General features: G+C 63.8%; 26 protein-coding genes. 11 read left to right on the plus strand and 15 right to left on the minus strand.

Features of this window, described 5'->3' with window-relative positions; all coding sequences use genetic code 11:
* Positions 1-23: 23 nt before the first annotated feature.
* The 6 genes from H3H45_RS06435 to H3H45_RS06460 all read right to left on the minus strand — a co-directional run bounded on the left by H3H45_RS06435 (position 24) and on the right by H3H45_RS06460 (position 4976).
* Positions 24-275: a YfhL family 4Fe-4S dicluster ferredoxin gene (locus H3H45_RS06435; protein WP_173211276.1), complete on the minus strand. Its 252-nt coding sequence runs from the start codon at positions 273-275 to the stop codon at positions 24-26.
* 122 nt (positions 276-397) lie between these two features.
* On the minus strand, positions 398-877 hold the full coding sequence (gene coaD, locus H3H45_RS06440; RefSeq protein WP_182832877.1) for a pantetheine-phosphate adenylyltransferase: 480 nt from the start codon (positions 875-877) through the stop codon (positions 398-400).
* A gap of 73 nt (positions 878-950) precedes the next feature.
* Positions 951-1337, minus strand: coding sequence for a phosphopantetheine adenylyltransferase (locus H3H45_RS06445; RefSeq protein ID WP_182832878.1), 387 nt, complete (start codon positions 1335-1337; stop codon positions 951-953).
* A gap of 9 nt (positions 1338-1346) precedes the next feature.
* Positions 1347-2939: a GMC family oxidoreductase gene (locus tag H3H45_RS06450; protein WP_182832879.1), complete on the minus strand. Its 1593-nt coding sequence runs from the start codon at positions 2937-2939 to the stop codon at positions 1347-1349.
* A 33-nt stretch (positions 2940-2972) separates the two neighbouring features.
* Complete coding sequence (locus tag H3H45_RS06455) at positions 2973-3524, minus strand: twin-arginine translocation pathway signal protein (protein ID WP_182832880.1); 552 nt, start codon at positions 3522-3524, stop codon at positions 2973-2975.
* A 21-nt stretch (positions 3525-3545) separates the two neighbouring features.
* Positions 3546-4976, minus strand: coding sequence for a coniferyl aldehyde dehydrogenase (locus H3H45_RS06460; protein ID WP_182832881.1), 1431 nt, complete (start codon positions 4974-4976; stop codon positions 3546-3548).
* A gap of 143 nt (positions 4977-5119) precedes the next feature.
* On the opposite strand from H3H45_RS06460, the gene H3H45_RS06465 reads away from it, so the two are divergent.
* Positions 5120-5785 carry a TetR/AcrR family transcriptional regulator gene (locus H3H45_RS06465; protein WP_182832882.1) on the plus strand — a complete coding sequence of 222 codons (666 nt, stop codon included), beginning with the start codon at positions 5120-5122 and terminating at the stop codon, positions 5783-5785.
* Between the two features lie 6 nt (positions 5786-5791).
* Here the strand turns inward: H3H45_RS06465 and H3H45_RS06470 are convergent, their stop codons facing one another.
* Positions 5792-6958, minus strand: a complete 1167-nt coding sequence (locus H3H45_RS06470) for a nucleotide sugar dehydrogenase (RefSeq protein ID WP_182832883.1) — start codon at positions 6956-6958, stop codon at positions 5792-5794.
* A 12-nt stretch (positions 6959-6970) separates the two neighbouring features.
* On the minus strand, positions 6971-7882 hold the full coding sequence (locus H3H45_RS06475; RefSeq protein ID WP_182832884.1) for a glycosyltransferase family 2 protein: 912 nt from the start codon (positions 7880-7882) through the stop codon (positions 6971-6973).
* Positions 7883-7901: 19 nt separating this feature from the next.
* Between H3H45_RS06475 and H3H45_RS06480 the strand changes: the two genes are divergently transcribed.
* Positions 7902-8840 (plus strand): UDP-glucuronic acid decarboxylase family protein, encoded by a 939-nt coding sequence (locus H3H45_RS06480; RefSeq protein ID WP_220494136.1) that lies wholly within the window; start codon positions 7902-7904, stop codon positions 8838-8840.
* 37 nt (positions 8841-8877) lie between these two features.
* Here the strand turns inward: H3H45_RS06480 and H3H45_RS06485 are convergent, their stop codons facing one another.
* The 6 genes from H3H45_RS06485 to H3H45_RS06510 all read right to left on the minus strand — a co-directional run bounded on the left by H3H45_RS06485 (position 8878) and on the right by H3H45_RS06510 (position 14399).
* On the minus strand, positions 8878-9861 hold the full coding sequence (locus H3H45_RS06485) for a hydrolase (RefSeq protein WP_182832886.1): 984 nt from the start codon (positions 9859-9861) through the stop codon (positions 8878-8880).
* Between the two features lie 164 nt (positions 9862-10025).
* Positions 10026-10241 (minus strand): hypothetical protein, encoded by a 216-nt coding sequence (locus H3H45_RS06490; RefSeq protein ID WP_182832887.1) that lies wholly within the window; start codon positions 10239-10241, stop codon positions 10026-10028.
* Between the two features lie 132 nt (positions 10242-10373).
* Positions 10374-10970: a 16S rRNA (guanine(966)-N(2))-methyltransferase RsmD gene (gene rsmD, locus H3H45_RS06495; protein ID WP_182832888.1), complete on the minus strand. Its 597-nt coding sequence runs from the start codon at positions 10968-10970 to the stop codon at positions 10374-10376.
* Positions 10970-12445 (minus strand): M16 family metallopeptidase, encoded by a 1476-nt coding sequence (locus H3H45_RS06500; RefSeq protein ID WP_182832889.1) that lies wholly within the window; start codon positions 12443-12445, stop codon positions 10970-10972. Before H3H45_RS06500 ends, rsmD begins: the two co-directional genes overlap by 1 nt.
* A complete protein-coding gene (locus H3H45_RS06505; protein ID WP_182832890.1) occupies positions 12442-13809 on the minus strand; it encodes a M16 family metallopeptidase in 1368 nt (455 codons plus the stop codon). Before H3H45_RS06505 ends, H3H45_RS06500 begins: the two co-directional genes overlap by 4 nt.
* Positions 13810-13928: 119 nt before the next feature.
* Positions 13929-14399, minus strand: coding sequence for a BLUF domain-containing protein (locus H3H45_RS06510; protein ID WP_235983362.1), 471 nt, complete (start codon positions 14397-14399; stop codon positions 13929-13931).
* Positions 14400-14745: 346 nt separating this feature from the next.
* On the opposite strand from H3H45_RS06510, the gene ftsY reads away from it, so the two are divergent.
* From ftsY to H3H45_RS06535, 5 genes are all read left to right on the plus strand, one after another.
* Positions 14746-16335, plus strand: coding sequence for a signal recognition particle-docking protein FtsY (ftsY, locus tag H3H45_RS06515; protein ID WP_182832891.1), 1590 nt, complete (start codon positions 14746-14748; stop codon positions 16333-16335).
* Positions 16332-17000, plus strand: a complete 669-nt coding sequence (gene ftsE / locus H3H45_RS06520) for a cell division ATP-binding protein FtsE (protein WP_182832892.1) — start codon at positions 16332-16334, stop codon at positions 16998-17000. Before ftsY ends, ftsE begins: the two co-directional genes overlap by 4 nt.
* On the plus strand, positions 17000-18007 hold the full coding sequence (gene ftsX, locus H3H45_RS06525; RefSeq protein WP_182832893.1) for a permease-like cell division protein FtsX: 1008 nt from the start codon (positions 17000-17002) through the stop codon (positions 18005-18007). Before ftsE ends, ftsX begins: the two co-directional genes overlap by 1 nt.
* A 112-nt stretch (positions 18008-18119) precedes the next feature.
* The gene (rpoH, locus tag H3H45_RS06530) at positions 18120-18974 is read left to right on the plus strand and encodes an RNA polymerase sigma factor RpoH (protein ID WP_182832894.1); all 855 of its coding nucleotides are present in this window, start codon (positions 18120-18122) and stop codon (positions 18972-18974) included.
* A 151-nt stretch (positions 18975-19125) separates the two neighbouring features.
* Positions 19126-19812 carry a lysoplasmalogenase gene (locus H3H45_RS06535; RefSeq protein ID WP_182832895.1) on the plus strand — a complete coding sequence of 229 codons (687 nt, stop codon included), beginning with the start codon at positions 19126-19128 and terminating at the stop codon, positions 19810-19812.
* Here H3H45_RS06535 and mtgA read toward each other — a convergent pair.
* Positions 19754-20491, minus strand: coding sequence for a monofunctional biosynthetic peptidoglycan transglycosylase (mtgA, locus tag H3H45_RS06540; protein ID WP_182832896.1), 738 nt, complete (start codon positions 20489-20491; stop codon positions 19754-19756). The two genes, H3H45_RS06535 and mtgA, sit on opposite strands and share 59 nt — an antisense overlap.
* A 70-nt stretch (positions 20492-20561) precedes the next feature.
* On the opposite strand from mtgA, the gene H3H45_RS06545 reads away from it, so the two are divergent.
* The 4 genes from H3H45_RS06545 (at position 20562) to trmB (ending at position 22815) form a co-directional block, all read left to right on the plus strand.
* Entirely contained in the window at positions 20562-20933 is a 372-nt protein-coding gene (locus H3H45_RS06545; RefSeq protein WP_182832897.1) for a DUF423 domain-containing protein, read from the plus strand.
* Positions 20934-21055: 122 nt separating this feature from the next.
* Positions 21056-21256 (plus strand): sulfur carrier protein ThiS, encoded by a 201-nt coding sequence (thiS, locus tag H3H45_RS06550; RefSeq protein ID WP_182832898.1) that lies wholly within the window; start codon positions 21056-21058, stop codon positions 21254-21256.
* Between the two features lie 20 nt (positions 21257-21276).
* A complete protein-coding gene (locus H3H45_RS06555) occupies positions 21277-22068 on the plus strand; it encodes a thiazole synthase (protein WP_182832899.1) in 792 nt (263 codons plus the stop codon).
* 27 nt (positions 22069-22095) lie between these two features.
* Positions 22096-22815, plus strand: coding sequence for a tRNA (guanosine(46)-N7)-methyltransferase TrmB (gene trmB, locus H3H45_RS06560; RefSeq protein ID WP_182832900.1), 720 nt, complete (start codon positions 22096-22098; stop codon positions 22813-22815).
* Positions 22816-22905 lie beyond the last annotated feature (90 nt).

A 22905-nucleotide genomic window follows, 5' to 3' on the forward strand; every position in this document is an offset into this window, starting at 1 on the left:
CAGTATGGACGCTCAAACCGGGTTTAGGCCTTGCCGGTAATGATCAGGTACTTCTGCATCAGCTCGTCCTTGCTCTCGACATGGGCTTCGTCGAGGGGGATGCAGTCCACCGGGCAGACCTGCTGGCATTGCGGTTCGTCGTAGTGGCCAACGCACTCGGTGCACAGGTTGGGGTCGATCACGTAGATCTCCTCACCCTGGGAAATGGCGGCGTTGGGGCACTCGGGTTCGCAGACATCGCAGTTGATGCAGTCGTCGGTGATCTTCAGGGACATGGAACAACTCCTGCCGTGGCCATGGCCGCGACATGCTTAACAAATGATGGGGAATTGTGCCGGATTGGCGGGTTGTACGCCATGCGCGGAGCGACCTGTGGCCGCCCCACGCCGTGCTGGAATCAGCGCGGGAAGCGCTGAGCCAGTGCCTCGGCCACGGCCGGGTGGACGAACTTGCTGATGTCGCCACCGAGTGCGGCGATTTCGCGCACCAGGGTCGAAGAGATGAAAGAGTATTTTTCCGAAGGCGTGAGGAACATGCTTTCTACGTCCGGCGCCAGCTGACGGTTCATGTTGGCCAGCTGGAACTCGTACTCGAAGTCGGAAACCGCACGCAGGCCGCGCAACAGCACATTGGCATTCTGCTCTTTAACGAAGTGTGCGAGGAGGGTGGAAAACCCTACGACTTCGACGTTGGGCAGGTGCTTGGTGACTTCGTGGGCCAGTTCGACGCGTTGCTCCAGGGGGAACAGTGGGCTCTTTTTCGGGCTGGCGGCAACGGCGATGACCACTTGGTCGAACAGGCGCGAGGCTCGCTCCACCAGGTCGCCATGGCCCTTGGTGATGGGGTCGAAGGTGCCCGGGTACAACACTCGATTCATCGCATCGTCCTGTTCGGAGCGGTAGGAGTCGCGGATGGTAGCGCAGCAGGTCCTCAGGGCCAAGCCGGCGGGCTCAGCCCGGCATGCCGCGGCCTTGCCAGAGGTGCAGGGCGAGTGCCGGCAACAGGCAGGCCAGAGCGATCCAGTCGGCCAGCAGCACGCGGCGCACGGCTGCGTTGTAGCCCGGCTCGCCCCATGCCAGCAGGATAAAGCTCAGTACGCTGATCAGACCTGCACCCAGGGCCACTGACCGCAGCCCCGGCAGGAGCGCGGCGGCCGCCAGCAGAGCGCCGAGAAGGCCGAACAGCACGGCGCGGTGGCGCATCAGCAGTTGCAGGTTGGGCTCATTCAGTGTCAGGCCATACAGGCTGTTGAGCCGCTCGCCACCCAGCACGCCGGCCAGCGGCAGCAGGTGGATGACGGCTGCGACCAGCAGCAGGGCGGCGATCAGCTTGTTCATGGACGTGCCTCATGCCTTGAGGCGTTCAGCCAGCAATGTGGCGAGCTTGGCGGTGAGGCCGTAAATCGACAGCTGCGGGTTGGCGCCGATGCTGGTGGGGAACAGCGAGCCGTCGTGGATCGACAGGTTCTCCAGCTGGTGATGCCGGCCCAGGCTGTCGGTGACGGCCATGCGCGGGTCTTCACCCATGGCGCAGCCGCCCATCACGTGGGCACTGCCCAGGCGGGTGCGGAACAGTGCCAGGTCCAGGCGGTCGATCAGGGCCTTGGCTTCGCCCAGACTGTTCACGTAGTCGGCATCGGCATGCAGCGGCAGCACGGCCTTGGCGCCGGCGGCGAACTGGATTTCGGCCATGCTGTGGAAGGCCCGGCGGATGCCGTCCCAGGTGTAGTTGGTCATGCGGTAGTCGAGCACCGGCGTGCCGTCGCCGCGCAGTTCCACCGTGCCCTCGGCGCTGTCCGGATGGAAGCCGTCGCGCATAAGCGCCAGCATCACGTTGGTGTGCGGCAGCTGCTCCATGCGCAGAGCGTTGTCGACGCCGAAGCGGCCGAGCATGGTGGCGGTAATCGCCGGTTGCAGCGGTGGTACTTCGAGCTTGTAGGACATCTGCCCGGTGGCGCCGTCTGTCCACTGGAAGTGGTCGGAGTACACCGATTGCGGGGCGCCGTAGAAGGGATTGATGACCTGTTCGAACTGCGCCGCGGAGAAGTTCACCACGTGCAGGAAGGTGCGCTTGCCCGCACGCTCATGCGGGTCCGGCGCCTGCGAGCGCAGCAGCAGGGCTGGGGTGTTGATGCCGCCGCCGGCCAGCACGTAGTGGCGTGCCTTGATCATGATACGCCGGCCATTGGGCGCCACGCTGCGTGCATCCATGCCCAGGCACTCCAGGCCGGCGACGTGATCGCCGTCCAGCAGCAGGCGTTCGGCGCGCGCCAGGTAGAGCAGGCTGCCGCCCTTCTCCAGGGCTGCCGGGATAGTGGTGACCAGCATCGATTGCTTGGCGTTGGTCGGGCAGCCCATGCCGCAATAGCCGAGGTTCCAGCAGCCGCGCACATTGCGCGGGATGATCTTCCAGCTGTAGCCGAGTTTGTCGCAACCGGCGCTGATCACCGCGTTGTTGGCGTTCGGTGGCATCGCCCAGGGCGCGACACCCAGGCGCTGCTCCATCTGCGCGAACCAGGGTGCCATCTCTTCGGCGCTATGGCCCTTGACGTTGTGTGCCTCGGCCCAGTGCTGCAGGGTCGGTTCCGGAGTACGGAAGCTGGAGGTCCAGTTGACCAATGTGGTGCCGCCCACCGCGCGACCCTGCATGATGGTGATGGCGCCGTCCTTGCTCATGCGGCCGATGCCTTCCTGGTACAGCTGCGGGTAGGCGTCGGCTTCCTGCATCTTGAAGTCGCTGCTGGTCTTCAGCGGGCCTTCCTCGATCAGCAGCACCTTGAGTCCGGCGGCGCTGAGGATTTCGGCGGTGGTGCCGCCGCCCGCGCCGCTGCCGACGATGGCCACGTCGGCTTCCAGCAGCAGGTCTTTTTCCAGGCGCGAGCCGTCGTAGGTGATCCAGCCTTTGGCCAGGCCTTCACGGAAGATGTCAGGTACGGGCATGTCGATTCTCTTCTTATTAGGGCGTGCGCAGGCTTACAGGGCATACGGCGGCGGGCCGGGATAGCCGCAATGGCCCCAGGACTCGGCGCGCGAGTACCAGGCCATCTGCACCAGTTGCAGCAGCGAGGCGTGGCCCATGCGCAGCAGGTCCAGCGAGCTGTTCTGCCAGCGCTCGAGGAAGGTGCGGATATCGGCCGCGCTGGCATTTTCCCAACTGCCCCAGATGCCGGTCAGCGGGCCGCGGGTCACCGCCATGGCCTGCACGTCGAACAGCTGCACGGTCAGCTTGAGCAGCTCCGGCGACAGGTAGCTGAGGCTCAGGTCGATGCTTTTCAGGGTGCCTTCGATGGCGGCCGGCATGCCTTCAGCGGGCACCGCGCCCTCCAGCACCACCGGAATCAGCGCGCGCAGGAATGGCATGTCGCTCGCGCGCAGTACCTGAAAGCCAGTGGCCGGCACGCTGGCCGAGCAACCGCTAAGGGTGGCTGTGACGCCGGTCGTGGCGAGGACGGCCGTGCCGAACAGGCCGATCTTGAGCAGGCCGCGGCGCGACAACTGTGGCGCGGCGAGGGAGGTGTCGTTCATTGTTGTTTTCACCTCGCTGGCTTAGCGCACGAACAGCTTGTTGATCAGCTTCTGGATGCCGGTGCCATAGGGCGGGTAGATGAATTTGGCGGCGTTGAAGCGCTGCTTGATGAACACGCCCTTGGCCTTGCTGAAGGTCAGGAAGCCTTCGTGGCCGTGGTAGTGACCCATACCGGAGGGGCCGATGCCGCCGAACGGCATGTCGTCCTGGGCAACGTGCAGCAGGGTGTCGTTGAGGCACACACCGCCGGAGTGAGTCTCGTGCAACACGCGCTGCTGCTCGGCCTTGTCATACCCGAAGTAGTACAGCGCCAGCGGGCGCGGGCGGTCGTTGACGTAGGCGAAGGCATCCTCGATGCGTTGGTACGGCACGATAGGCAGCAGCGGGCCGAAGATCTCGTCCTGCATCAGCTTCATGTCGTCGCTGACATTCAGCACCAGGCTGTGGCTCATACGCCGGCCCTGATCGTCGCCGAGCAGCGGGATGACCTGCGCGCCCTTGCTTTGAGCGTCGCTGATATAGCCCTTGAGGCGGCTCAGTTGGCGCTCGTTGATGATCGCGGTGTAGTCCGGATTGTTCGCCAGTTGCGGGTAGAAACGCTGCACCACGCTGCGGTAGGCGGCGATAAAGCCTTCCACGCGCTCCTGCGGCACCAGCACGTAGTCGGGCGCCACGCAGGTCTGCCCGGCGTTCATGGTCTTGCCGAAGGCGATGCGTTCGGCTGCGTCCTGCAGCGGCACGTCGGCACTGACGATGGCCGGCGACTTGCCGCCCAGTTCCAGGGTCACCGGCACCAGGTTGTCGGCGGCGGCGCGCATCACGTGCTTGCCGATGCTGGTGGCGCCAGTGAATACCAAGTGGTCGAAGGGCAGGCGGGAGAACGCCTGGCCGACGTCGGCCTCACCCAGTACGACACTGACCAGGTCGGCGGGGAAGACCTTGGCCAACAGATCCTTGACCAGCTGCGAGGTGGCCGGGGTCGACTCGCTCATCTTGATCATCACCCGGTTGCCGGCGGCGAGGGCGCCGATCAGCGGGCCGAAGGCCAGGTACAGCGGGTAGTTCCACGGCACGATCACGCCGACCACGCCCAGCGGCTGGTAGACCACCTTGGCGCTGGCCGGCTGGAAGGCCACGCCGACGCTGCGCCGCGAGGGTTTCATCCATTTGCCCAGGCGTTTGCTGGCGTAGTCGATGCCGTGCAGGCTGGGCATGATCTCGGCCAGCAGGGTTTCGTTGGCTGCGCGGTTGCTGAAATCACTGGAGACGGCATCGATCAGCGCCTGTTTCTCGTCGAGGATCATCGCCCGCAGGGCCTTAAGCCAGGCACGGCGCTGCTCGGCGGCGGGCATCGGGTTGCTGCGATAGGCGGCGCGCTGGGCACCCAGCAGGGGTTCCAGCTGGTTGATCTGTTGCTGGCTCTGCTGAAGGTAGGCGATATCGGCAACCATGACGGCATCCTCACGAGGTGGAGTGAAAAGACAGATGCCATTTTTAGAGTAATTGCTCTAAAGTGTCAAATAGTCTGCTGTCCGGTCGTCAGATGACCCACAGTTCTGTACTTTTAGTTTCTTTCCGCCTGTCGAACCGAACCATGGCCCCGAAGAACAAAACCCGCGAGCGCATCATCGAAGCCAGCCTGGAGCTGTTCAACGCCCAGGGTGAGCGCAGCGTGACCACCAATCACCTCGCCGCGCACCTGGGGATTTCGCCGGGCAACCTGTATTACCACTTCCGCAACAAACAGGCGATCATCGCTGAGCTGTTCGCCCAGTACGAAAGCCGCGTCGACATGTTCCTGCGCCGCCCCGACGGGCGCGCATTGACGGTGGAGGACAAAACCTTCTACCTGGAGGCGCTGCTGGCGGCGATGTGGCACTACCGCTTCCTCCACCGCGACCTGGAACACCTGCTGGAAACCGACCCCGAGCTGGCCGCACGCTATCGGGAGTTCGCCCGCCGCTGCATGGCCAGCGCCACCTCGGTTTACCAGGGCTTCGTCGAAAGCGGCATCCTGGACATGAATGACGAGCAGGTCGAGGCGCTGACCTTCAACAGCTGGATCATCCTCACCTCCTGGGTGCGCTTTCTCTGCTCGATCCGCAGCAACCCTGGCGACCTCAGCGAAGAGCTGATGCGGCGCGGTATCTATCAGGTGCTGGCGCTGGAAAGCGGCCACGTCAGCCCGGCCGCGCGCCCGGCGGTGACGGCCCTGCTGCAGCGCCTGCATGTGCCGCTGGAGCAGGTGTTGGGTGGCTAAGGCCTGCTAGTCGCAGCCAAACAGGTCGCGGCTATAGATCTTCTCGGCAACATCCTGCAGGGCCGCGCTCATGCGATTGCTGAGAATCACATCGGCCTGGCGCTTGAACTGCTCGAGATCGTGGATGACCAGCGAGCCGTCGTACTCGGCCTGCTCCAGCGTCGGTTCGTAGATAAGGATCTCGATGCCGCGGCTCTTCAAGCGTTGCATGACGCATTGGATGCTGGAGTCGCGGAAGTTGTCCGAGCCACTTTTCATGATCAGGCGGAAGACGCCGACGGTACGTGGCTGGCGCCTGAGGATGTCCTCGGTGATGAACGCCTTGCGCGTGCTGTTCGACTCGACAATCGCGTGGATCAGGTTCTGCGGGATGTCGCAGTAGTTGGCCAGCAGCTGCTTGGTGTCCTTCGGTAGGCAGTAGCCGCCATAGCCAAAGGAAGGGTTGTTGTAGTGATTGCCGATGCGCGGGTCGAGGCCGACGCCCTCGATGATCTGCCGGCTGTCCAGGCCATGGGTGGCGGCATAGGTGTCCAGCTCGTTGAAGTAGGAAACGCGCATGGCCAGGTAGGCATTGGCGAACAGCTTGATAGCCTCGGCTTCCGTGGCGTCGGTCAACAGAACCGGTACGTTCTGGGTGATTGCGCCCTGTTGCAGCAGCTCGGCGAATAGCTGGGCGCGGTTGGAGCGCTCGCCGACCACGATGCGTGACGGGTGCAGGGTGTCATGCAGGGCGCGTCCTTCACGGAGAAACTCCGGTGAGAAAATGAGCTGGTCACAGCCCAGGCGCTGGCTGGTTTTCAGGGTGTAGCCCACCGGCACCGTCGACTTGATGACCATCACCGCGTCCGGGTTGATGGCCATGACATCGTCGATCACCGTTTCGATGGACTGGGTGTTGAAACAGCCGGTCTGCGGGTCATAGTCCGATGGCGTGGCGATGACCACGTAATCTGCCCCGGCATAGGCGTCCTGCTTGTCCAGGGTGGCGCGGAAGTTGAGCGGTTTGTCGCGCAGGTAGCGTTCCAGCTCGGCGTCGGCAATCGGTGACTCCCGGCGATTGAGCATCGCGACCTTGCGTGCGTCGATATCCAGGGCGACCACTTCATGCTGCTGGGCGAGCAATACGGCGTTGGACAGGCCGACGTAGCCGAGACCGGCAATCGCAATCTTCATCAGGCACGCACCTCAGTCACGCAACCGTCCGAACAGACCGGTCAGCAAGCCCCTCGGCGTTTCAGGCAGAACCCGTACGCAGGTCTTCCTGGCGCCGAACAGGGCGTATCGGCGGCGCTTGGCGATCTCGATCGACAGGTTGCGCCGTTGTCCGTCGAGCATGCTGAGGTCATTTGTTTGCAAGCGGATGACAAAGGTCTGGGGGCGCGCCTTGTGCTGTTTCAGCTGTTCGCTGATGGTGCTCAGCATGAACTGGCGGGTGGCAAACGGGATATCGCGCACGCCATTGCGCAGCAGGTGGGTCTTGGCTTTCACATAGCAGCTGTTGATCAGACTCTGGATCTGGATGTTCTTGATGGCGTGAAAGGTGGTGCGCTCGGTGTCGGCGTGATTGATCGGCTCAACAAACGCGTGCGGGTAATAGTCGGCTTGTGCCTGGCTTTGCAGGGGCAGCCTGGCGTAGAGGTCAATGTCTTCACCACCCCAGCCGCGGAACGCTTCGTCATAGCCGCCAATGGTATTGAAGTCTTCGCGTGTGCAGATGAAGGTGCCGGCTATTTCCTGTAGTTGTTTGCCGTTCTCGCGGCTGGCGCGATAGAAATGATGGTTTTGCAGGTTTTCCTGCATCCAGACCAGCCAGTCTTCTTTTATTTTTATATCGGCATCGATAAAACACAGCCAGGGCGATGAAGTATTGGCTGCGCCTATATTGCGCGCACGCGGCAGGCAAAAGCCGGGATCGTCATTGACGCGGATAACTTTAACGTTGGGGAAGTTTTCTTCGACCCAGTCCCCTGTATTGTCAGGGCAGCCATAATCAACCAGAATTATTTCCGCCGGCGATTGTGCAACAAGACTCGGCAATGTCTGCTTTATATGATGCAAGCGGCCTTTGCAGGTGGTCACGAAGGCGATCGGATACATAAATTTCTCAGGAATGAATATGCGAGTTCTGGTGACAGGTGGTGCGGGATTCATCGGCTCGCATTTGTGCCGGCGTTTGCTGGCGGATGGCCATGAAGTGCTTTCGGTGGACAACTACTTCACCGGCAGTCGGCAGAATATTCAAGACTTGCTGGCCAATCCCCGATTTGAAGCAATGCGCCATGATGTGACCTTCCCGCTGTATGTGGAGGTGGACCGCATCTTCAACTTTGCCTGCCCGGCTTCGCCGATACACTATCAGCGCGATCCGGTGCAAACAACCAAGACCAGTGTGCACGGGGCGATAAACATGCTGGGCCTGGCCAAGCGCACGGGGGCGAGAATTCTGCAGGCCTCGACATCGGAAGTGTATGGCGATCCGGAGTGTCACCCACAAACGGAAAGTTATTGGGGAAGGGTTAATCCGATTGGTATCCGAAGTTGCTATGACGAAGGCAAGCGTTGTGCGGAGACTTTATTCTTCGATTATTACCGGCAGCACGCACTGGATATAAAAGTGGTGCGCATATTCAATACTTATGGGCCGGGTATGCAGCTGCAGGATGGCCGCGTGGTGAGTAACTTCATTGTTCAGGCTCTGCGCGGTGAAGATATAACGATTTATGGTGACGGCGCCCAGACCCGCTCGTTCTGCTTTGTTTCGGACTTGGTCGACGGCGTGGTTGCAATGATGGACAGTCCGGCCGATTTCACCGGCCCGGTGAACCTGGGTAATCCGGTCGAATACAGCATTGCCGAGATAGCCGAGACCATAATCAGCCTGTGTGGCTCCGCGTCGCGGTTGTCGTACATGCCCCTGCCCGAGGATGATCCGCGCCAGCGTCAGCCCGATATCAGTCTGGCGCGAGAGCGCTTGAACTGGCAGCCCAGCGTGGCCCTCGAGGAGGGACTGCAGGAAACCATCCGCTATTTCCAGCAGGTGCTGGCGCGCGGTTAGGGGTGCATCCTTCTGCGTTCTGGCGGTTGGCGGGGAGTCAGGTGCGGCCGGTTAGCCAGCGGGGAATGCGCCGCTCCAGGTAGTAGTCAGGCTGGCGCAATGAGCCGCCGATAAAGCCGACATGACCGCCGCGCGCATGCAGTTCCAGCTGGGTGCTGGCTGACAGTTCGTGGGCCTGCGGCACGCTGTGAGGGAAGACGAAGGGGTCATCGCTGGATTGGATGATCAGCGCGCGCGTACGAATCCGGTCCAGGTAGTAGCGGCTGGAGGCGCGCAGGTAGTAGTCGTCGGCATCGGCGTAACCGTGCAGTGGTGCGGTGAAGCGGCCGTCGAAGTCCCAGAAGGTGCGCATGCCATCCAGCGGGCCGAGGGCCTCCAGCGCGGCCAGGCGCTCGTGGTGGCCTTCATCGACGAAGCGTTGCTGCTTGTCGCGCACATAGGCGACCAGGGCGCGCATGAAGTGCGCCTGGTAGACCTTGGAAAAGCCGCGGTCGATGCGCTCGGCGCAGTGGTCCAGGCGAAATGGCACGGAGACCGCCACGGCGGCCTGCAGACCGGAGTCTTCGCCGCTTTCGCCGAGGTACTTGAGCAGCACATTGCCGCCCAGCGAATAGCCCACCGCATACAGCGGCGCCAATGGGCGCTGGGCCTGCAGGTGCTGAATCACCCGCGCCACGTCTTCGCTGACGCCGGAGTGGTAGCCGCGTGGCAGCAGATTCGGTTCGCCAGAGCAGCCACGCCAGTTCAGCGCCGCGCTGGCCCAGCCCTGGGCCGCCAGCTGCTGTTGCAGGCCGAGCACGTAGTGCGAACTGGAGGAGCCGGTCAGGCCGTGTAGAACCAGTACCAGCGGCGCACTGGCCTCATGCGGGCCATGCCAGTCGAGGTCAAGAAAGTCGCCATCGTCCAGCCACAGCCGTTCGCGCTGGCGCTGCAGCTGCGGCGCGTGACGGCACAGCGAGCCCCAGAGGGTCTGCAGGTGCGGGTTGCCTAGCCACCAGGCGGGTTGGAAGTCGTTGTTCATCGGCGGTTATACGGGCTTAAAGCTTCAGGCTAGAGCGTGGCAGGGTAAAACAGAAGCACCATTGGCCGGGCGAATGGGGCAGGGCACCCGTGGGTGGATCGCGCTCCATCGATCCACCGAGTGGCGCCTTGGTGGATGAAAAAGGCGTCATCCACCCTGCTGACTCAGCAGCGGGTATTGCGCCATATCTTGCGGATGGCGAAGACGAGGAGCAGGGCGGCGATCATCCGCTGCGCCGTCAGACCCAGAGTCAGGCCTTCTGATGGCTCCCAGAATCTGCGGGAGACGGCAAAGCCGATTTCCTGCTCGGCCAGCAGCAGGGCCAGAGCCAGAGGCGCCAACAGCAGGTAGGGCAGGTTGTCGTAAATAAAAGACTTCATGCCTTGCTCCGCATCTTGCTTCTCGGTTTGTGGGCTGGCGTCGATGGACGATGGGGTAGCTTCTGTAGGAGCCAGCTTGCTGGCGATCCGTGATCGGCACATTGATCGCCAGCAAGCTGGCTCCTACAGGGCTCAGTCGTTGGCCTGGCGCTGCCACAGCGCGTAATACACCTGGCCGGCCTTCTGTTCGCGGTGCAGACGCCAGTTGCCGGGCAGGGCCAGGGTCGAGGGCGCTGCTTCGCTTTCGGTGTAGACCCAGGCGTCCTTGGCCAGCCAGCCTTTCTCTTCCAGCAGTGTGCAGGCCGGTTCCAGCAGGTTCTGGCCGAACGGCGGGTCGAGGAAGACCAGGTCGTAGGGCGTGGCTGCCTGGTTCTCCAGGTGCAGCAGGGCGTTGGTCTGCAGCAGTTGGCCGTTCGTGCATTTCAGAGTGGCCAGGGTCTGGCGCAGGCTGGCGATGGCGCTGTGGTTGCTGTCCAGAGCCAGGGCGCTGCTGGCCCCGCGTGACAGTGCTTCCAGGTACAGCGCGCCGCTGCCGGTGAAGCAGTCCAGCACATGGGCGCCGGCGACATAGGGCGCCAGCCAGTTGAACAGCGTTTCGCGTACCCGGTTCGGCGTCGGGCGCAGGCCGTGGGCCATGGGGAAGCTGAACTGGCGGCTGCGCCACTCACCGCCAATGATGCGCAGTTGGCCGCTGCCGGCTTCTTCGGGTTTGGGGCTGGGCTTGCGCATCAGTGCTCCGGAATGCCGGCGGCTGGCGCGGCAGGTTTGTCGGTGGGCGGCGGCAGGTCTTGCTGCGCCACGGTCGGGCCGGCGGTGACGATCACCAGGGCCTGCGGGTCGAGGTGCTTGGCCATGGCGGTTTTCACCTGCTCGACGCTGAGGCTCTGCACCTGGGCCATGAAGTCTTCTAGGTAGGTCAGCGGCAGGTCGTAGAAACCCATGGCGCCGAGCTGGCCGACGATATCGGCGTTGCTCGCGGTGGACAGCGGGAAGCTGCCGGCCATTTCGCGTTTGGCGTCGTCCAGTTCCTTTTGCGTCGGGCCGCTGGCCAGGTAGTCGGCGATCAGGTCCTGCACCAGCTTGAGGGTGCCGGCGCTGAGTTCGGCGCGGGTCTGCAGGTTGATCATGAACGGCCCGCGCGCCTGCATGGCGCTGAAACCGGAATACACGCCGTAGGTCAGCCCGCGTTTCTCGCGCACCTCTTCCATCAGGCGGGTGCCGAAGCCACCGCCGCCGAGGATCTGGTTGCCCAGGGTCAGCGCGGCGTAGTCCGGCTCGCGGCGGTCGATGCCGAGCTGGGCGATCATCAGGTGGGTCTGCTGCGACGGGAACTCGATATGGCTGAGGCCGGGCTTGGGTGTCTCGGGCTGGGCGATCTTGGCCAGCGCCGGGCCTTTCGGCAGGGCGGCGGAGACTTCGCCGGCGATGGCCTCGGCTTCGCTGCGGGAGAGGTCGCCGACCAGGGCAATCACCACGTTGCCGGCAGCGTAGGCCTGCTGGTGGAAGGCGCGCAGCTGGGCGGTGCTGATGGCCGGGACGGACTGCTCGGTGCCTTCGCTCGGGTGGGCGTAGGGGTGGTTGCCATACAGGCGCTCGAACAGTTGCAGGCCGGCGAGCTTGCCCGGGTTCTGCTTCTGGTACTCGAAGCCGGCCAGCAGCTGGTTCTTGATCCGCGCCAGCGAGTCTTCGGGGAAGGTCGGCTGGCCGATCACCTGTTCGAACAGTTTGAGCGCGGGCTCGCGTTGTTCTTTGGCGCTCAGGCTGCGCAGGCTGGCGATGGCCATGTCGCGGAAGGCGCCGTTGCCGAACTGGGCGCCCAGGCTCTCGAAGCCTTCGGCGATGGCGGTGACGTCCTGGCCCGGTATGCCCTCGTTGAGCATGCCGTTGGTCAGCGCGGCCAGGCCGGGTACGCCGTTGTCCTGGCTGCTGCCAGCGGCGAAGGTCAGGCGCAGGTCGAACATCGGCAGCTGGCGCGCCTCGACGAACAGCACCTTGGCGCCTTCGGCGGTCTGCCAGGCCTGGATATCCAGTTGGCGACGGCTGAGGGCCTGACCGTTGAGGCTGGCGAGGGATTCCAGCTGAGTGCTCTCGGCTGTCGTGGTCGGTGCCGGGGCGCTGCGGCTGGCAATAAAAGTCAGCAGACCGACCAGCAGCAGGGTGATGAGGCCGACGATGGCATAACGCATACCGTTGCGCTCACTCATGGCTGGGCTCCTTCACGGGTGGTTTCCTCGGGCAGTACATGGGCCACGCTCAGGCGGCTGCGGGTGAAGTAGGTCTGCGCGGCTTTCTGGATATCGGCGGCGGTCACTGCCTCCAGGGCGGCGAGGTCCTGGTCCATCAGGGTCCAGGACAGGCCGACGGTTTCCAGTTCGCCGATGGTGGTGGCCTGGCTGGTGATCGAGTCGCGCTCGTAGACCAGTCCGGCGATTACCTGGGCGCGCACCCGTTGCAGTTCCTCGGCGCTCGGCGGGTTGTGCTTGAGGTCGTCGAGCTGGCGCCACAGGCCGGCTTCCACCTGCTCCAGGGTCTTGCCCTTCTGCACGTTGGGGGTGGCGCTGAGGATGAACAGGCTGTCGCCACGGACGAAGGCGTCGTACCAGGACGATGCACCGGACACCAGTTCCTCGCCGCGCTCCAGTCGGGTCGGCAGGCGGCCGCTGTAGCCGCCGTCGAGCAGGGCGCTGATCATGCGCAGGGCGTGCACCTCGCGCACGTCCTTGGCGGTGGCCAGGCCGGGCACGTTGAAGCCGTAGAGCAGGCTCGGCAGCTGGGTCTTCACGTGCAGCTTGATGCGGCGCTCGCCGGGTTCGGCCAGCTCGCGCGGGGGCTTGGCTGCCGGCACGGGGCGCTGCGGGATGGCGCCGAAATAGCGTTCGGCCAACTGTTGTACTTCTTCCTTGCCGACATCACCGACCACCACCAGGGTGGCGTTGTTCGGCACGTACCAGGTCTGGTACCAGGCGCGCAGCTCCTCGACGCTCATGCGCTCGAGGTCGGCCATCCAGCCGATGGTCGGCGTGTGGTAGCCGCTGGCGGGGTAGGCCATGGCCTTGAAGCGCTCGTAGGCCAGAGCGCTGGGCTTGTCGTCTGTGCGCAGGCGGCGCTCTTCCTTGATCACCTCGATCTCGCGGGCGAACTCGTCAGCCGGCAGCTTGAGGCTGGCCAGGCGGTCGGCCTCCAGCTCGAAGGCCACGGCCAGGCGATCACGCGACAGCACCTGGTAGTAGGCGGTGTAGTCGTCACTGGTGAAGGCGTTTTCCTCTGCGCCGAGCTCACGCAGGATACGAGAGGCCTCGCCGGGGCCGAGCTTGCGGCTGCCCTTGAACATCATGTGTTCGAGGGCATGGGAAAGACCGGTCTGGCCGGGCGTTTCGTAGCTGGAGCCGACCTTGTACCAGAGCTGGGAGACCACCACGGGGGCACGGTGATCCTCGCGGACGATGACCTTGAGACCGTTGGCCAGTTTGAATTCGTGGGTCGGTTGGCTTTCGGCGGCGATGGCCGTAAGGGGCACGCAAAGCATGCCCAGAAATACGCCGAGGACGCGGCGGACAGTGACATTCATTGACGATAAGTCCTGTTGGATAGCCCAGGCGACACGTTCGCCCGTTGACGATGGGGCGTCAGGATACCCCATCCTCGCACCAAGGCCGCGACCGTCATCGCAGCCTGCGCACCATGCTGTTAGCTGATCACCGGAGTCGTGAGGGGGCTGATGCTCGCTTCCAGTTCCTGCAGCATGCCGCTGATTTGTGCGGCGCTCATGCTGAACGGATCGAAGCGGTCGCTGCAGGAGTATTTGAGGAAAAGCTCGCGGTTGGCTTGTTTTGCGCCGGCCCAGCCCATGCTCCAGTTGGCATAGCGACGCACGCTGATCTCTTCGTAGTCGAGTACGGTGAGGCCTTTGTGGCGTTGGTCGTCGGCTAGAAAGTTGTACAGCTCGTTCACCGCTGCTCGCGGTCCTTCCAATACCTGCAGGAAGATATCGGCATTGCAGCAGAGGATTCCGGTCAGGCCTTTACGCGGGTTGTTACGCTGCGAAGCCTCAAGGATTTCGCGAATAAGCTGCGAGGAAACGCCATTTAAGGCGCGGCTGGCATAAGTAAGGCGGACGAGCATGGGATGACCTCGCAGTGTGAAGGGTGTGATATCCAAGATTTTATTGTATAGGTTTTGTACAGCTTTATCGTGCAAATATCACGGATGGGTTTTCCCGTCGCCCAGATCCCTGTTGTTTGTGCAGCCCTTTAAATGCCTTGTCACTGACTGGTTGGGCGTCGGCTCAGTCAACGCTGCGCGGGTGCTGCCTAAAGTGATAAAGTCACGCGCACAAATTCGTGTCGTGCCGGCTCTATCTTTGCGCTGGTACGGGTGTTTGCTCGGAATGAGCGGGTGCGCCAGGCACGGTGCCCAAGAATGAGCCTGGTAAGGCTCGTGGCTAGCTGCTGCGGGGCGAGCATTCGACCTTCTGCGCTACCTGCGGCCCCCTTTGAGATGACCCATGTTTGGTTCCAACGACGACAAACAGTCGCCAGCTGCGGCTGGTAAGGCGCCGGCCGAGGCCGGGGAAAAGAAATCGCTGTTCGGCTGGCTGCGCAAGAAGCCGCAGGACGAGCTGACGCCGGCGGCGCCCACCGCGACTGCAGCGGAAACGTCGGCGCCCGCCGAGTCGCCGGCTGTTGCGGGGCCTGTCGTCGAGCCTTTGGCTCCGGCTGTGTCGGCCGAGGCCGTCGCTGCGCCCGTCTCCGTTGCGCCCGTCGAACCATCGGTTAGCGCCGTGCCGATTGAGCCTGTGGCTGCACCGGAAGCGGTGGTCGCCACCTCGCCTGTGGCGCCAGTCGAATTGCCGGCGGCGCCCCCTCTGGTTGAGCCTGTTGCCGCGTCGAGTCCGGTCGAAGCCGCGCCCGCGCCGATTGTCGACGTGTCGGCCAGCGTGGCAGTTGAATCAGATGTCGCAGTCGCATCTAGTGCGCCGGCCTCTGCGCCAGCCGCTGCTTCGTCTGCAGGTGAGCCGGCCAAACCAGCCTTCTCGCGTTTCCGTATCAATGCCGGCGCCGAAGTGACCCATGCCGTGCACGAGCCGGTGGCCGAAGTCATCGTTGTGCCGGTCGAGCCCGAGCCGGCGCCGCAGCTGGAGCAGAACAAACCCGGTGACAACCAGGGCGGCTGGTTTGCCCGGCTCAAGCAAGGCCTGTCGAAGACCAGTGCCAGCCTCGGCGAGGGCATGGCCAGCCTGTTCCTCGGCAAGAAGGCGATCGACGACGATCTGCTCGACGAGTTGGAAACCCGTCTGCTGATGGCCGACGTCGGCGTCGAGGCGACCACCGCCATCGTGCAGAGCCTGACCAAACGCGTGGCGCGCAAGGAACTTGCCGACAGCGATGCGCTGTACAAGGCGCTGCAGGAAGAACTGGCCACTCTGCTGGCACCGGTGGAGCAGCCGCTGCAGGTCGATAGCAGCAAGCAGCCCTATGTGATCCTGGTGGTCGGCGTGAACGGCGTGGGCAAGACCACCACCATCGGCAAGCTGGCCAAGAAGCTGCAGGGCGAGGGCAAGAAGGTCATGCTCGCCGCCGGCGACACCTTCCGTGCCGCCGCCGTCGAGCAGCTGCAGGTGTGGGGTGAGCGCAACCAGATTGCGGTGATCGCCCAGCACACCGGCGCCGACTCCGCCTCGGTGATCTTCGACGCAGTGCAGGCGGCCAAGGCCCGCAACATTGACGTACTGATCGCCGACACGGCCGGTCGCCTGCACACCAAAGACAACCTGATGGAAGAACTGAAGAAGGTCGGCCGGGTGATCGGCAAGCTCGACGACACGGCGCCGCACGAAGTGCTGCTGGTGCTGGACGCCGGCACCGGACAGAACGCCATCAACCAGACCAAGCAGTTTCACCAGACCGTGCCACTTACCGGCCTGGCCCTGACCAAGCTGGACGGCACCGCCAAGGGCGGGGTGATCTTCGCCCTGGCCAAGCAATTCGGCCTGCCGATCCGCTACATCGGCGTCGGTGAGGGCATCGACGATCTGCGCACCTTCGTCGCGCAGGACTTCGTCCAGGCCCTGTTTGCGGAGAAGGAGCGCGCATGATTCGCTTTGAACAGGTCGGCAAGCGCTATGCCAATGGCCATGTCGGGTTGCACGAACTGAGTTTCCGTGTGCGTCGCGGCGAGTTTCTCTTCGTCACCGGCCACTCCGGCGCCGGCAAGTCGACCCTGCTGCGTCTGCTGCTGGCGATGGAACGGCCGACCACCGGCAAGCTGCTGCTGGCCGGGCAGGATCTGTCGAGCATCACCAATGCGCAGATCCCCTTCCTGCGTCGGCAGATCGGCGTGGTGTTCCAGAACCACCAGCTGCTGTTCGACCGCAGCGTGTTCAACAACGTCGCCCTGCCGCTGCAGATCCTCGGCCTGTCCAAGGAAGAGATCAGCAAGCGTGTCGGTGCGGCGCTGGAGCGCGTCAGCCTGAGCGACAAGGCCGAGCAGTCGCCGGCCGACCTGTCCACTGGTCAGCAGCAGCGTGTCGGCATCGCCCGCGCCGTGGTGCATCGCCCGGCCCTGCTGCTGGCAGACGAACCCACCGGTAACCTCGACCCGCGCTTGGCGGCCGAGATCATGGGCGTGTTCGAAGACATCAACCGCCTGGGCACCACGGTGCTGATCGCCAGTCACGACCTGTCGCTGATCGCGCGCATGCGCCACCGTATGCTGACCCTGCAACGCGGCCGCCTGATCGGCGACGGAGAGGCCAGCTGATGAGCGAACAACGCAACCCCAAGGCCGCCGAACGGGTCGGCGTGGTCAAGGCCAAGGCCGACAAGCCGGTCGATCACGGTCCGGACTTCGCCACCCTGCTGCACGCCTGGCTGGAAAGTCACCGCAGCAGCCTGCTCGACAGCCTGCGCCGCCTGGCCCGCCAGCCGATCGGCAGCTTCTTTACCTGTCTGGTGATGGCGATTGCCCTGTCCCTGCCGATGGGCCTGTCGCTGCTGCTGGACAACGTCGAGCGCCTCGGCGGCTCCTGGCAGCGTGCGGCGCAGATTTCCCTGTACCTCAAGCTGGAAACCAGCGATGCCGCCGGCCAGCAGCTGCGCGACGAGATCGCCGGTATGGGCGATGTGGCCAGCGCCGAGTGGATCAGCCGCGAACAGGCCCTGGCCGACTTCCAGCAACAGTCCGGCCTCGGCGAGGCCCTGCGCGAGCTGCCGGACAATCCGCTGCCCGGCGTAGTGGTGGTGACGCCCAAGGAAGTCGACAAGCCGACCCTGGAAGCGCTACGCCAGAACCTTTCGGAAATGCCCGGAGTGGAGCAGGCGCAGCTCGATCTGCTGTGGGTCGAGCGCCTGTCGGCGATCCTCAAACTCGGCGAGCACTTCGTCTTCGGCCTGACCCTGCTGCTGGTGCTGGCCCTGCTGCTGGTGATCGGCAATACCATTCGTCTGCATATCGAGAACCGCCGCAGCGAGATCGAAGTGATCAAGCTGGTCGGCGGCACCGATGGTTACGTACGCCGGCCCTTCCTCTATATGGGTGCGCTGTATGGTGTCGGCGCCGGCCTGCTGGCCTGGGCCGTGCTGGCCTTTGGCCTGGACTGGTTGAATGACGCGGTGGTGCGCCTGGCTGGCCTGTATGGCAGCGACTTCGCCCTGGCCGGTGTGCCGACCGATGACGCGCTGTCGCTGCTGCTCGGCGCGGTGCTGTTGGGCTATATTGGCGCCTGGCTGGCAGTGGCTCGACACTTGAGTGAACTCGCGCCAAGATAGTAAGTGCCTGTTTTACTTGTATTTTTTAGACTGTAAGGGAACTTTTCCTGGCCCTTGCAGTCGTAGGTCGCAGTGCTAAACTGCTGGCCGCTTTGAAAGTTGGAGGTTTTTCATGACCACAGCCCTGCAACCTGTCCATGCCCTAGTCCCCGGTGCAAACCTGGAGGCCTACGTGCACGCGGTGAACAGCATTCCCTTGCTGACCCCCGAGCAGGAGCGCGAGCTGGCCGGCAGCCTCTTCTATCATCAGGATCTCGAGGCTGCCCGGCAGATGGTGTTGGCGCACCTGCGCTTCGTCGTGCATATCGCTCGCAGTTACTCCGGTTACGGCCTGGCCCAGGCCGACCTGATCCAGGAAGGCAACGTCGGTCTGATGAAGGCGGTCAAACGCTTCAATCCGGAGATGGGCGTACGTCTGGTGTCCTTCGCGGTGCACTGGATCAAGGCCGAGATTCACGAGTTCATCCTGCGCAACTGGCGCATCGTCAAGGTCGCCACCACCAAGGCGCAGCGCAAGCTGTTCTTCAACCTGCGCAGCCAGAAGAAGCGTCTGGCCTGGCTGAGCAACGATGAAGTGCACGCCGTGGCCGACAGCCTGGGTGTCGAAGTCCGTGAAGTGCGCGAGATGGAAAGCCGCCTGTCAGGCCATGACATGGCTTTCGATCCGGCCGCCGATGACGATGACGACAGCGCCTTCCACTCGCCGGCGCATTACTTGGAAGACCATCGCTACGACCCGGCCCGTCAGCTGGAAGAGGCGGACTGGAGTGACAGTTCCACTGCCGGCCTGCACGAAGCTCTGGAAGGCCTGGATGAGCGCAGTCGCGACATCCTCTACCAGCGCTGGCTGGCCGAGGAGAAGTCCACGCTGCATGACCTGGCGGCTAAGTACAACGTCTCCGCCGAGCGTATCCGCCAGCTGGAGAAGAACGCCATGAATAAGCTGAAAGGCTCGATCCAGGCGTAAGCGCCACGCTTCGAGAAAGCCGCACCCAGGTGCGGCTTTTTTCTGCCTGGGTTTTCTGACGCCTGCGGCAGGGGTGATTGGCGCGTCGCGGTTGGAGATCGCGGGCGTGTCGGTGCAGGATCGCGGCAGATAACAAGAACCGGAGCCTGACATGCCCATCACGTCCCGCTGGCCGTATTTCCTCGCCCTGCTGCTCGGCTATCTGTACACCGCCCTGATTCCGCTGCAACCCTACCCGCTGAGCTGGCTGCTCAAGCCGCTGCCGATGCTGCTGTTCGCCTGGCTGGTCTGGCGGGCTCATCCGGGGGCTGCCGGGCGCTGGCTGGGGTTGGGCTTCGTGGCGGCCGCTGCGGGTGATTTCTTCCTCGACTACGGCAACCGGGATGGCCTGTTCATCCAGGCGCTGCTGGCCTTCCTGGTCAACCAAGTGGCTTTCGTCGCCGGCTTTTTACTGCTGGGGCGCGGGCGCTCCAGGCGCTGGTTGTGGAGCCTGCCGGCGATCGCCTATGCCGTCGGTATGACCCTATGGATGCTGCCGAGCACCGGTGCGCTGCAGGTGCCGGTGGCGTTCTACTTCGCCTGTCTGCTGGCCATGGCGCTGAGCGCGGCGCGCGTCGAGGAACGGCCGGGGCCGCTGTGGCTGGGCGCCATGCTGTTCGTCATCGCCGATTCGCTGATCGGGGTGAACAAGTTCATCCAGCCGTTTCCCCATGCAGTGCTGGTGATTGTCAGCTGCTACTTCACCGGCCAGGCGTTGATCGCCTGGGGTCTGTTAAAGCTCAGGGGCGCGGCAGCCACTGCGGCCACCAGTCCGGCAGCGGCCGGGCCAGCTGCTTGAGGTAGTGGCTGCCGCCCAGCTGATAGCTCTGCTGGCGAATCCAGTTGGCCCGCCGGCTCACATGCGGCCCCGGTCGGCGAGGGTTCCAGGCACGCGGGTTGGGTAGGACGGCGGCCAGCAGGCTGGCCTGCTGGCGCGACAGGTAGGGCGCGCCGACACCAAAGTGATGGCGCCCGGCAGCTTCGGCGCCGAACACGCCGTCGCCCCACTCGACGCTGTTGAGGTACACCTCGAGAATCCGCTGTTTCGGCCAGAACAGCTCGATCAGACCGGTGAACCAGGCTTCTAGGGCTTTGCGTGGCCAACTGCGGCCAGACCAGAGGAACAGGTTCTTCGCCACCTGCTGGCTGATGGTGCTGGCGCCGCGCAGATTGCCGCCTTTGCCGTTGTGCGCCAGGGCTTGCTGAATGGCCGCGAGGTCGAAGCCCCAGTGCTCGGCGAACTTCTGGTCTTCGGCGGCGATCACCGCGATCTTCAGGTCGTCCGGCAGCTCCTGCCAGGGGCGCCAGCTGCGCTGCAGGTCGATGGGTTTGCTATCCAGCCAGGACTCGATCTTGCGCTCGACCATCAATGCCGTGCCTGGCGGGTCTATCCAGCGCAAGGCGAGCACCAACAGCGCCGAGCCAACGACGAACCAAAGCAGCAGTTTGAACAGGCGACGAAATAGGCGACGGAGCATGGACTGGCTTGGCCGAAGGCTGGGGGCAGGCCATTATAGCGGCCACATTGGCTCTGTCCGGGAGTGATTCATGCTTCGCATCTTTCTGTTGCTGGCGGCCTGTGCCGGTTTCACCGGGGTGGCCCTGGGCGCTTTTGCTGCCCACGGACTCAAGGCGCGCCTGAGTGCCGAGTACTTGGCGGTGTTCCAGACGGGCGTGCAGTACCAGCTGGTGCATGCCCTGGCGCTATTCGGCGTGGCCTTGCTGGCCGCGCATCTGCCGGGCCGCCTGCTGGCGGCGGCAGGCAGCCTGTTCGTCCTGGGCATTCTGTTGTTCTCCGGCAGCCTGTATGCCTTGACCCTCAGCGGCATCGGCAAGCTCGGCATGATCACGCCGCTGGGCGGGTTGGCCTTTCTCGGTGGCTGGCTATGTCTGGGATTGGCGGCCTGGCGCGCTGCCTGAGTTGCGATGGAACAGTTACGACTCAGGGTCACTATCATGCAGATGAATGGTGGCCATATACCTTGGTCGCTGCCCATGATCGGGCTAGAATGCCGACCCTTTCATGTTCTGACTGCCCAGCCATGCACATCCAACTGAACGGCGAATCCTTCGAGCTGCCGGACGGCGTCACCGTCGCAGACCTGCTCGAACGCCTGGATGCGCTCGGCAAGCGGGTGGCGGTCGAACTCAATCTGGATATCGTGCCGCGCAGCCAGCACGCCACCACGGTTCTGCGCGACGGCGACCAGCTGGAAGTCGTCCACGCCATCGGCGGCGGCTAGTCCGCCCGCGAGGAGTTGCCATGAGCGCCATCATCGATAAGCCTTTTACCCTGGCCGGTCGCACCTATGCGTCGCGCCTGCTGGTGGGCACCGGCAAGTACAAGGACCTCGAGGAAACCCGTCTGGCCATCGAGGCGTCGGGTGCCGAGATCGTCACCGTGGCCGTGCGCCGGACCAATATCGGACAGAACCCAGGCGAGCCGAACCTGCTCGATGTGATCTCGCCGGACAAGTACACCATCCTGCCGAATACCGCCGGTTGCTATGACGCAACCGAAGCGGTGCGCACCTGCCGCCTGGCCCGTGAACTGCTCGACGGCCACAAACTGGTCAAGCTGGAAGTGCTGGCCGACCAGAAGACCCTGTTCCCCAATGTGATCGAAACCCTCAAGGCCGTCGAAGTGCTGGTCAAGGAAGGTTTTGACGTGATGGTGTACACCAGTGACGACCCGATCATTGCCCGTCAGCTGGCCGACATGGGCTGCATCGCGGTGATGCCGCTGGCCGGCCTGATCGGCACCGGTCTGGGCATCTGCAACCCCTACAACCTGCGCATCATCCTCGAAGAGGCCAAGGTGCCGGTGCTGGTGGATGCCGGTGTAGGCACTGCTTCCGACGCCACCATCGCCATGGAACTGGGTTGCGAGGCGGTGCTGATGAACAGCGCCATCGCCCATGCGCAGAACCCGATCCTGATGGGCGAGGCAATGAGGCACGCGATCATCGCTGGGCGCATGGCCTATCTGGCCGGGCGTATGCCGAAGAAGTTGTACGCCAGCGCGTCGTCGCCGCTGGATGGCCTGATCAAGTAAGCCCCCTAAACAGGCTAAGAGAGCCCCATGAGTGAAGTAGTCGAGCCGTGCGAAGACGGCGCTGCCGAGCGCCCACACCGCGCGATCAAGAGTTTCGTCATGCGCTCCGGGCGCATGACCGAAGGCCAGCAACGTAGCCTCGATCTGGGCTGGCCGAAATTCGGCCTGCAGCTGGAAGATGGCCTGCGCGATTTCGACCAGGTATTCGGCCGCAGTGCGCCACGCACCTTCGAGATCGGTTTCGGCATGGGCCATGCGACCCTGGAGATGGCCGCTGCCGCGCCGGAGCAGGACTTCATCGGCGTGGAAGTGCACAAGCCGGGCGTCGGCGCGCTGCTCAACGGCATGCTCACGCAGAATCTGAGCAACATTCGCGTGTACAGCTGCGATGCTCTGGAAGTGCTGCGCGATTGCGTGGCCGATGCCAGCCTCGATCGCCTGCTACTGTTCTTTCCAGATCCCTGGCACAAATCGCGTCATCACAAGCGCCGTATCGTCCAACCGGCTTTCGCCGAACTGGTGCGGCAGAAACTGAAGATCGGTGGCGTGCTGCACATGGCGACTGATTGGGAGCAGTATGCCGAGCACATGCTCGAAGTGATGAACGTGGCTCCCGGCTACCGCAACCTGGCGGCCGGTGGGCGCTGCGTGGAGCGCCCGAGCGAACGCCCGGTGACCAAGTTCGAGCGCCGTGGCGAACGTCTCGGTCACGGTGTCTGGGATCTCAAGTTCCAGCGTATAGACTGAATCAACAGCCCCTGCGGAGCAGGGTAGAACCGACCGGGTCCACCCGGCGCCAGGATGGCGTTGCACCTCACCCCGATAGCTATCTGCAAG

The sequence above is a fragment of the Aquipseudomonas guryensis genome (assembly GCF_014164785.1).
GTDB classification, from domain to species: Bacteria; Pseudomonadota; Gammaproteobacteria; order Pseudomonadales; family Pseudomonadaceae; genus Aquipseudomonas; species Aquipseudomonas guryensis.

Bases quoted from the DNA above. Each gene is read 5' to 3' on its own strand.
- H3H45_RS06435 (WP_173211276.1), bottom strand. From the start codon at position 275: ATGTCCCTGAAGATCACCGACGACTGCATCAACTGCGATGTCTGCGAA.
- coaD (WP_182832877.1), bottom strand. From the start codon at position 877: ATGAATCGAGTGTTGTACCCGGGCACCTTCGACCCCATCACCAAGGGC.
- H3H45_RS06445 (WP_182832878.1), bottom strand. From the start codon at position 1,337: ATGAACAAGCTGATCGCCGCCCTGCTGCTGGTCGCAGCCGTCATCCAC.
- H3H45_RS06450 (WP_182832879.1), bottom strand. From the start codon at position 2,939: ATGCCCGTACCTGACATCTTCCGTGAAGGCCTGGCCAAAGGCTGGATC.
- H3H45_RS06455 (WP_182832880.1), bottom strand. From the start codon at position 3,524: ATGAACGACACCTCCCTCGCCGCGCCACAGTTGTCGCGCCGCGGCCTG.
- H3H45_RS06460 (WP_182832881.1), bottom strand. From the start codon at position 4,976: ATGGTTGCCGATATCGCCTACCTTCAGCAGAGCCAGCAACAGATCAAC.
- H3H45_RS06465 (WP_182832882.1), top strand. From the start codon at position 5,120: ATGGCCCCGAAGAACAAAACCCGCGAGCGCATCATCGAAGCCAGCCTG.
- H3H45_RS06470 (WP_182832883.1), bottom strand. From the start codon at position 6,958: ATGAAGATTGCGATTGCCGGTCTCGGCTACGTCGGCCTGTCCAACGCC.
- H3H45_RS06475 (WP_182832884.1), bottom strand. From the start codon at position 7,882: ATGTATCCGATCGCCTTCGTGACCACCTGCAAAGGCCGCTTGCATCAT.
- H3H45_RS06480 (WP_220494136.1), top strand. From the start codon at position 7,902: ATGCGAGTTCTGGTGACAGGTGGTGCGGGATTCATCGGCTCGCATTTG.
- H3H45_RS06485 (WP_182832886.1), bottom strand. From the start codon at position 9,861: ATGAACAACGACTTCCAACCCGCCTGGTGGCTAGGCAACCCGCACCTG.
- H3H45_RS06490 (WP_182832887.1), bottom strand. From the start codon at position 10,241: ATGAAGTCTTTTATTTACGACAACCTGCCCTACCTGCTGTTGGCGCCT.
- rsmD (WP_182832888.1), bottom strand. From the start codon at position 10,970: ATGCGCAAGCCCAGCCCCAAACCCGAAGAAGCCGGCAGCGGCCAACTG.
- H3H45_RS06500 (WP_182832889.1), bottom strand. From the start codon at position 12,445: ATGAGTGAGCGCAACGGTATGCGTTATGCCATCGTCGGCCTCATCACC.
- H3H45_RS06505 (WP_182832890.1), bottom strand. From the start codon at position 13,809: ATGAATGTCACTGTCCGCCGCGTCCTCGGCGTATTTCTGGGCATGCTT.
- ftsY (WP_182832891.1), top strand. From the start codon at position 14,746: ATGTTTGGTTCCAACGACGACAAACAGTCGCCAGCTGCGGCTGGTAAG.
- ftsE (WP_182832892.1), top strand. From the start codon at position 16,332: ATGATTCGCTTTGAACAGGTCGGCAAGCGCTATGCCAATGGCCATGTC.
- ftsX (WP_182832893.1), top strand. From the start codon at position 17,000: ATGAGCGAACAACGCAACCCCAAGGCCGCCGAACGGGTCGGCGTGGTC.
- rpoH (WP_182832894.1), top strand. From the start codon at position 18,120: ATGACCACAGCCCTGCAACCTGTCCATGCCCTAGTCCCCGGTGCAAAC.
- H3H45_RS06535 (WP_182832895.1), top strand. From the start codon at position 19,126: ATGCCCATCACGTCCCGCTGGCCGTATTTCCTCGCCCTGCTGCTCGGC.
- mtgA (WP_182832896.1), bottom strand. From the start codon at position 20,491: ATGCTCCGTCGCCTATTTCGTCGCCTGTTCAAACTGCTGCTTTGGTTC.
- H3H45_RS06545 (WP_182832897.1), top strand. From the start codon at position 20,562: ATGCTTCGCATCTTTCTGTTGCTGGCGGCCTGTGCCGGTTTCACCGGG.
- thiS (WP_182832898.1), top strand. From the start codon at position 21,056: ATGCACATCCAACTGAACGGCGAATCCTTCGAGCTGCCGGACGGCGTC.
- H3H45_RS06555 (WP_182832899.1), top strand. From the start codon at position 21,277: ATGAGCGCCATCATCGATAAGCCTTTTACCCTGGCCGGTCGCACCTAT.
- trmB (WP_182832900.1), top strand. From the start codon at position 22,096: ATGAGTGAAGTAGTCGAGCCGTGCGAAGACGGCGCTGCCGAGCGCCCA.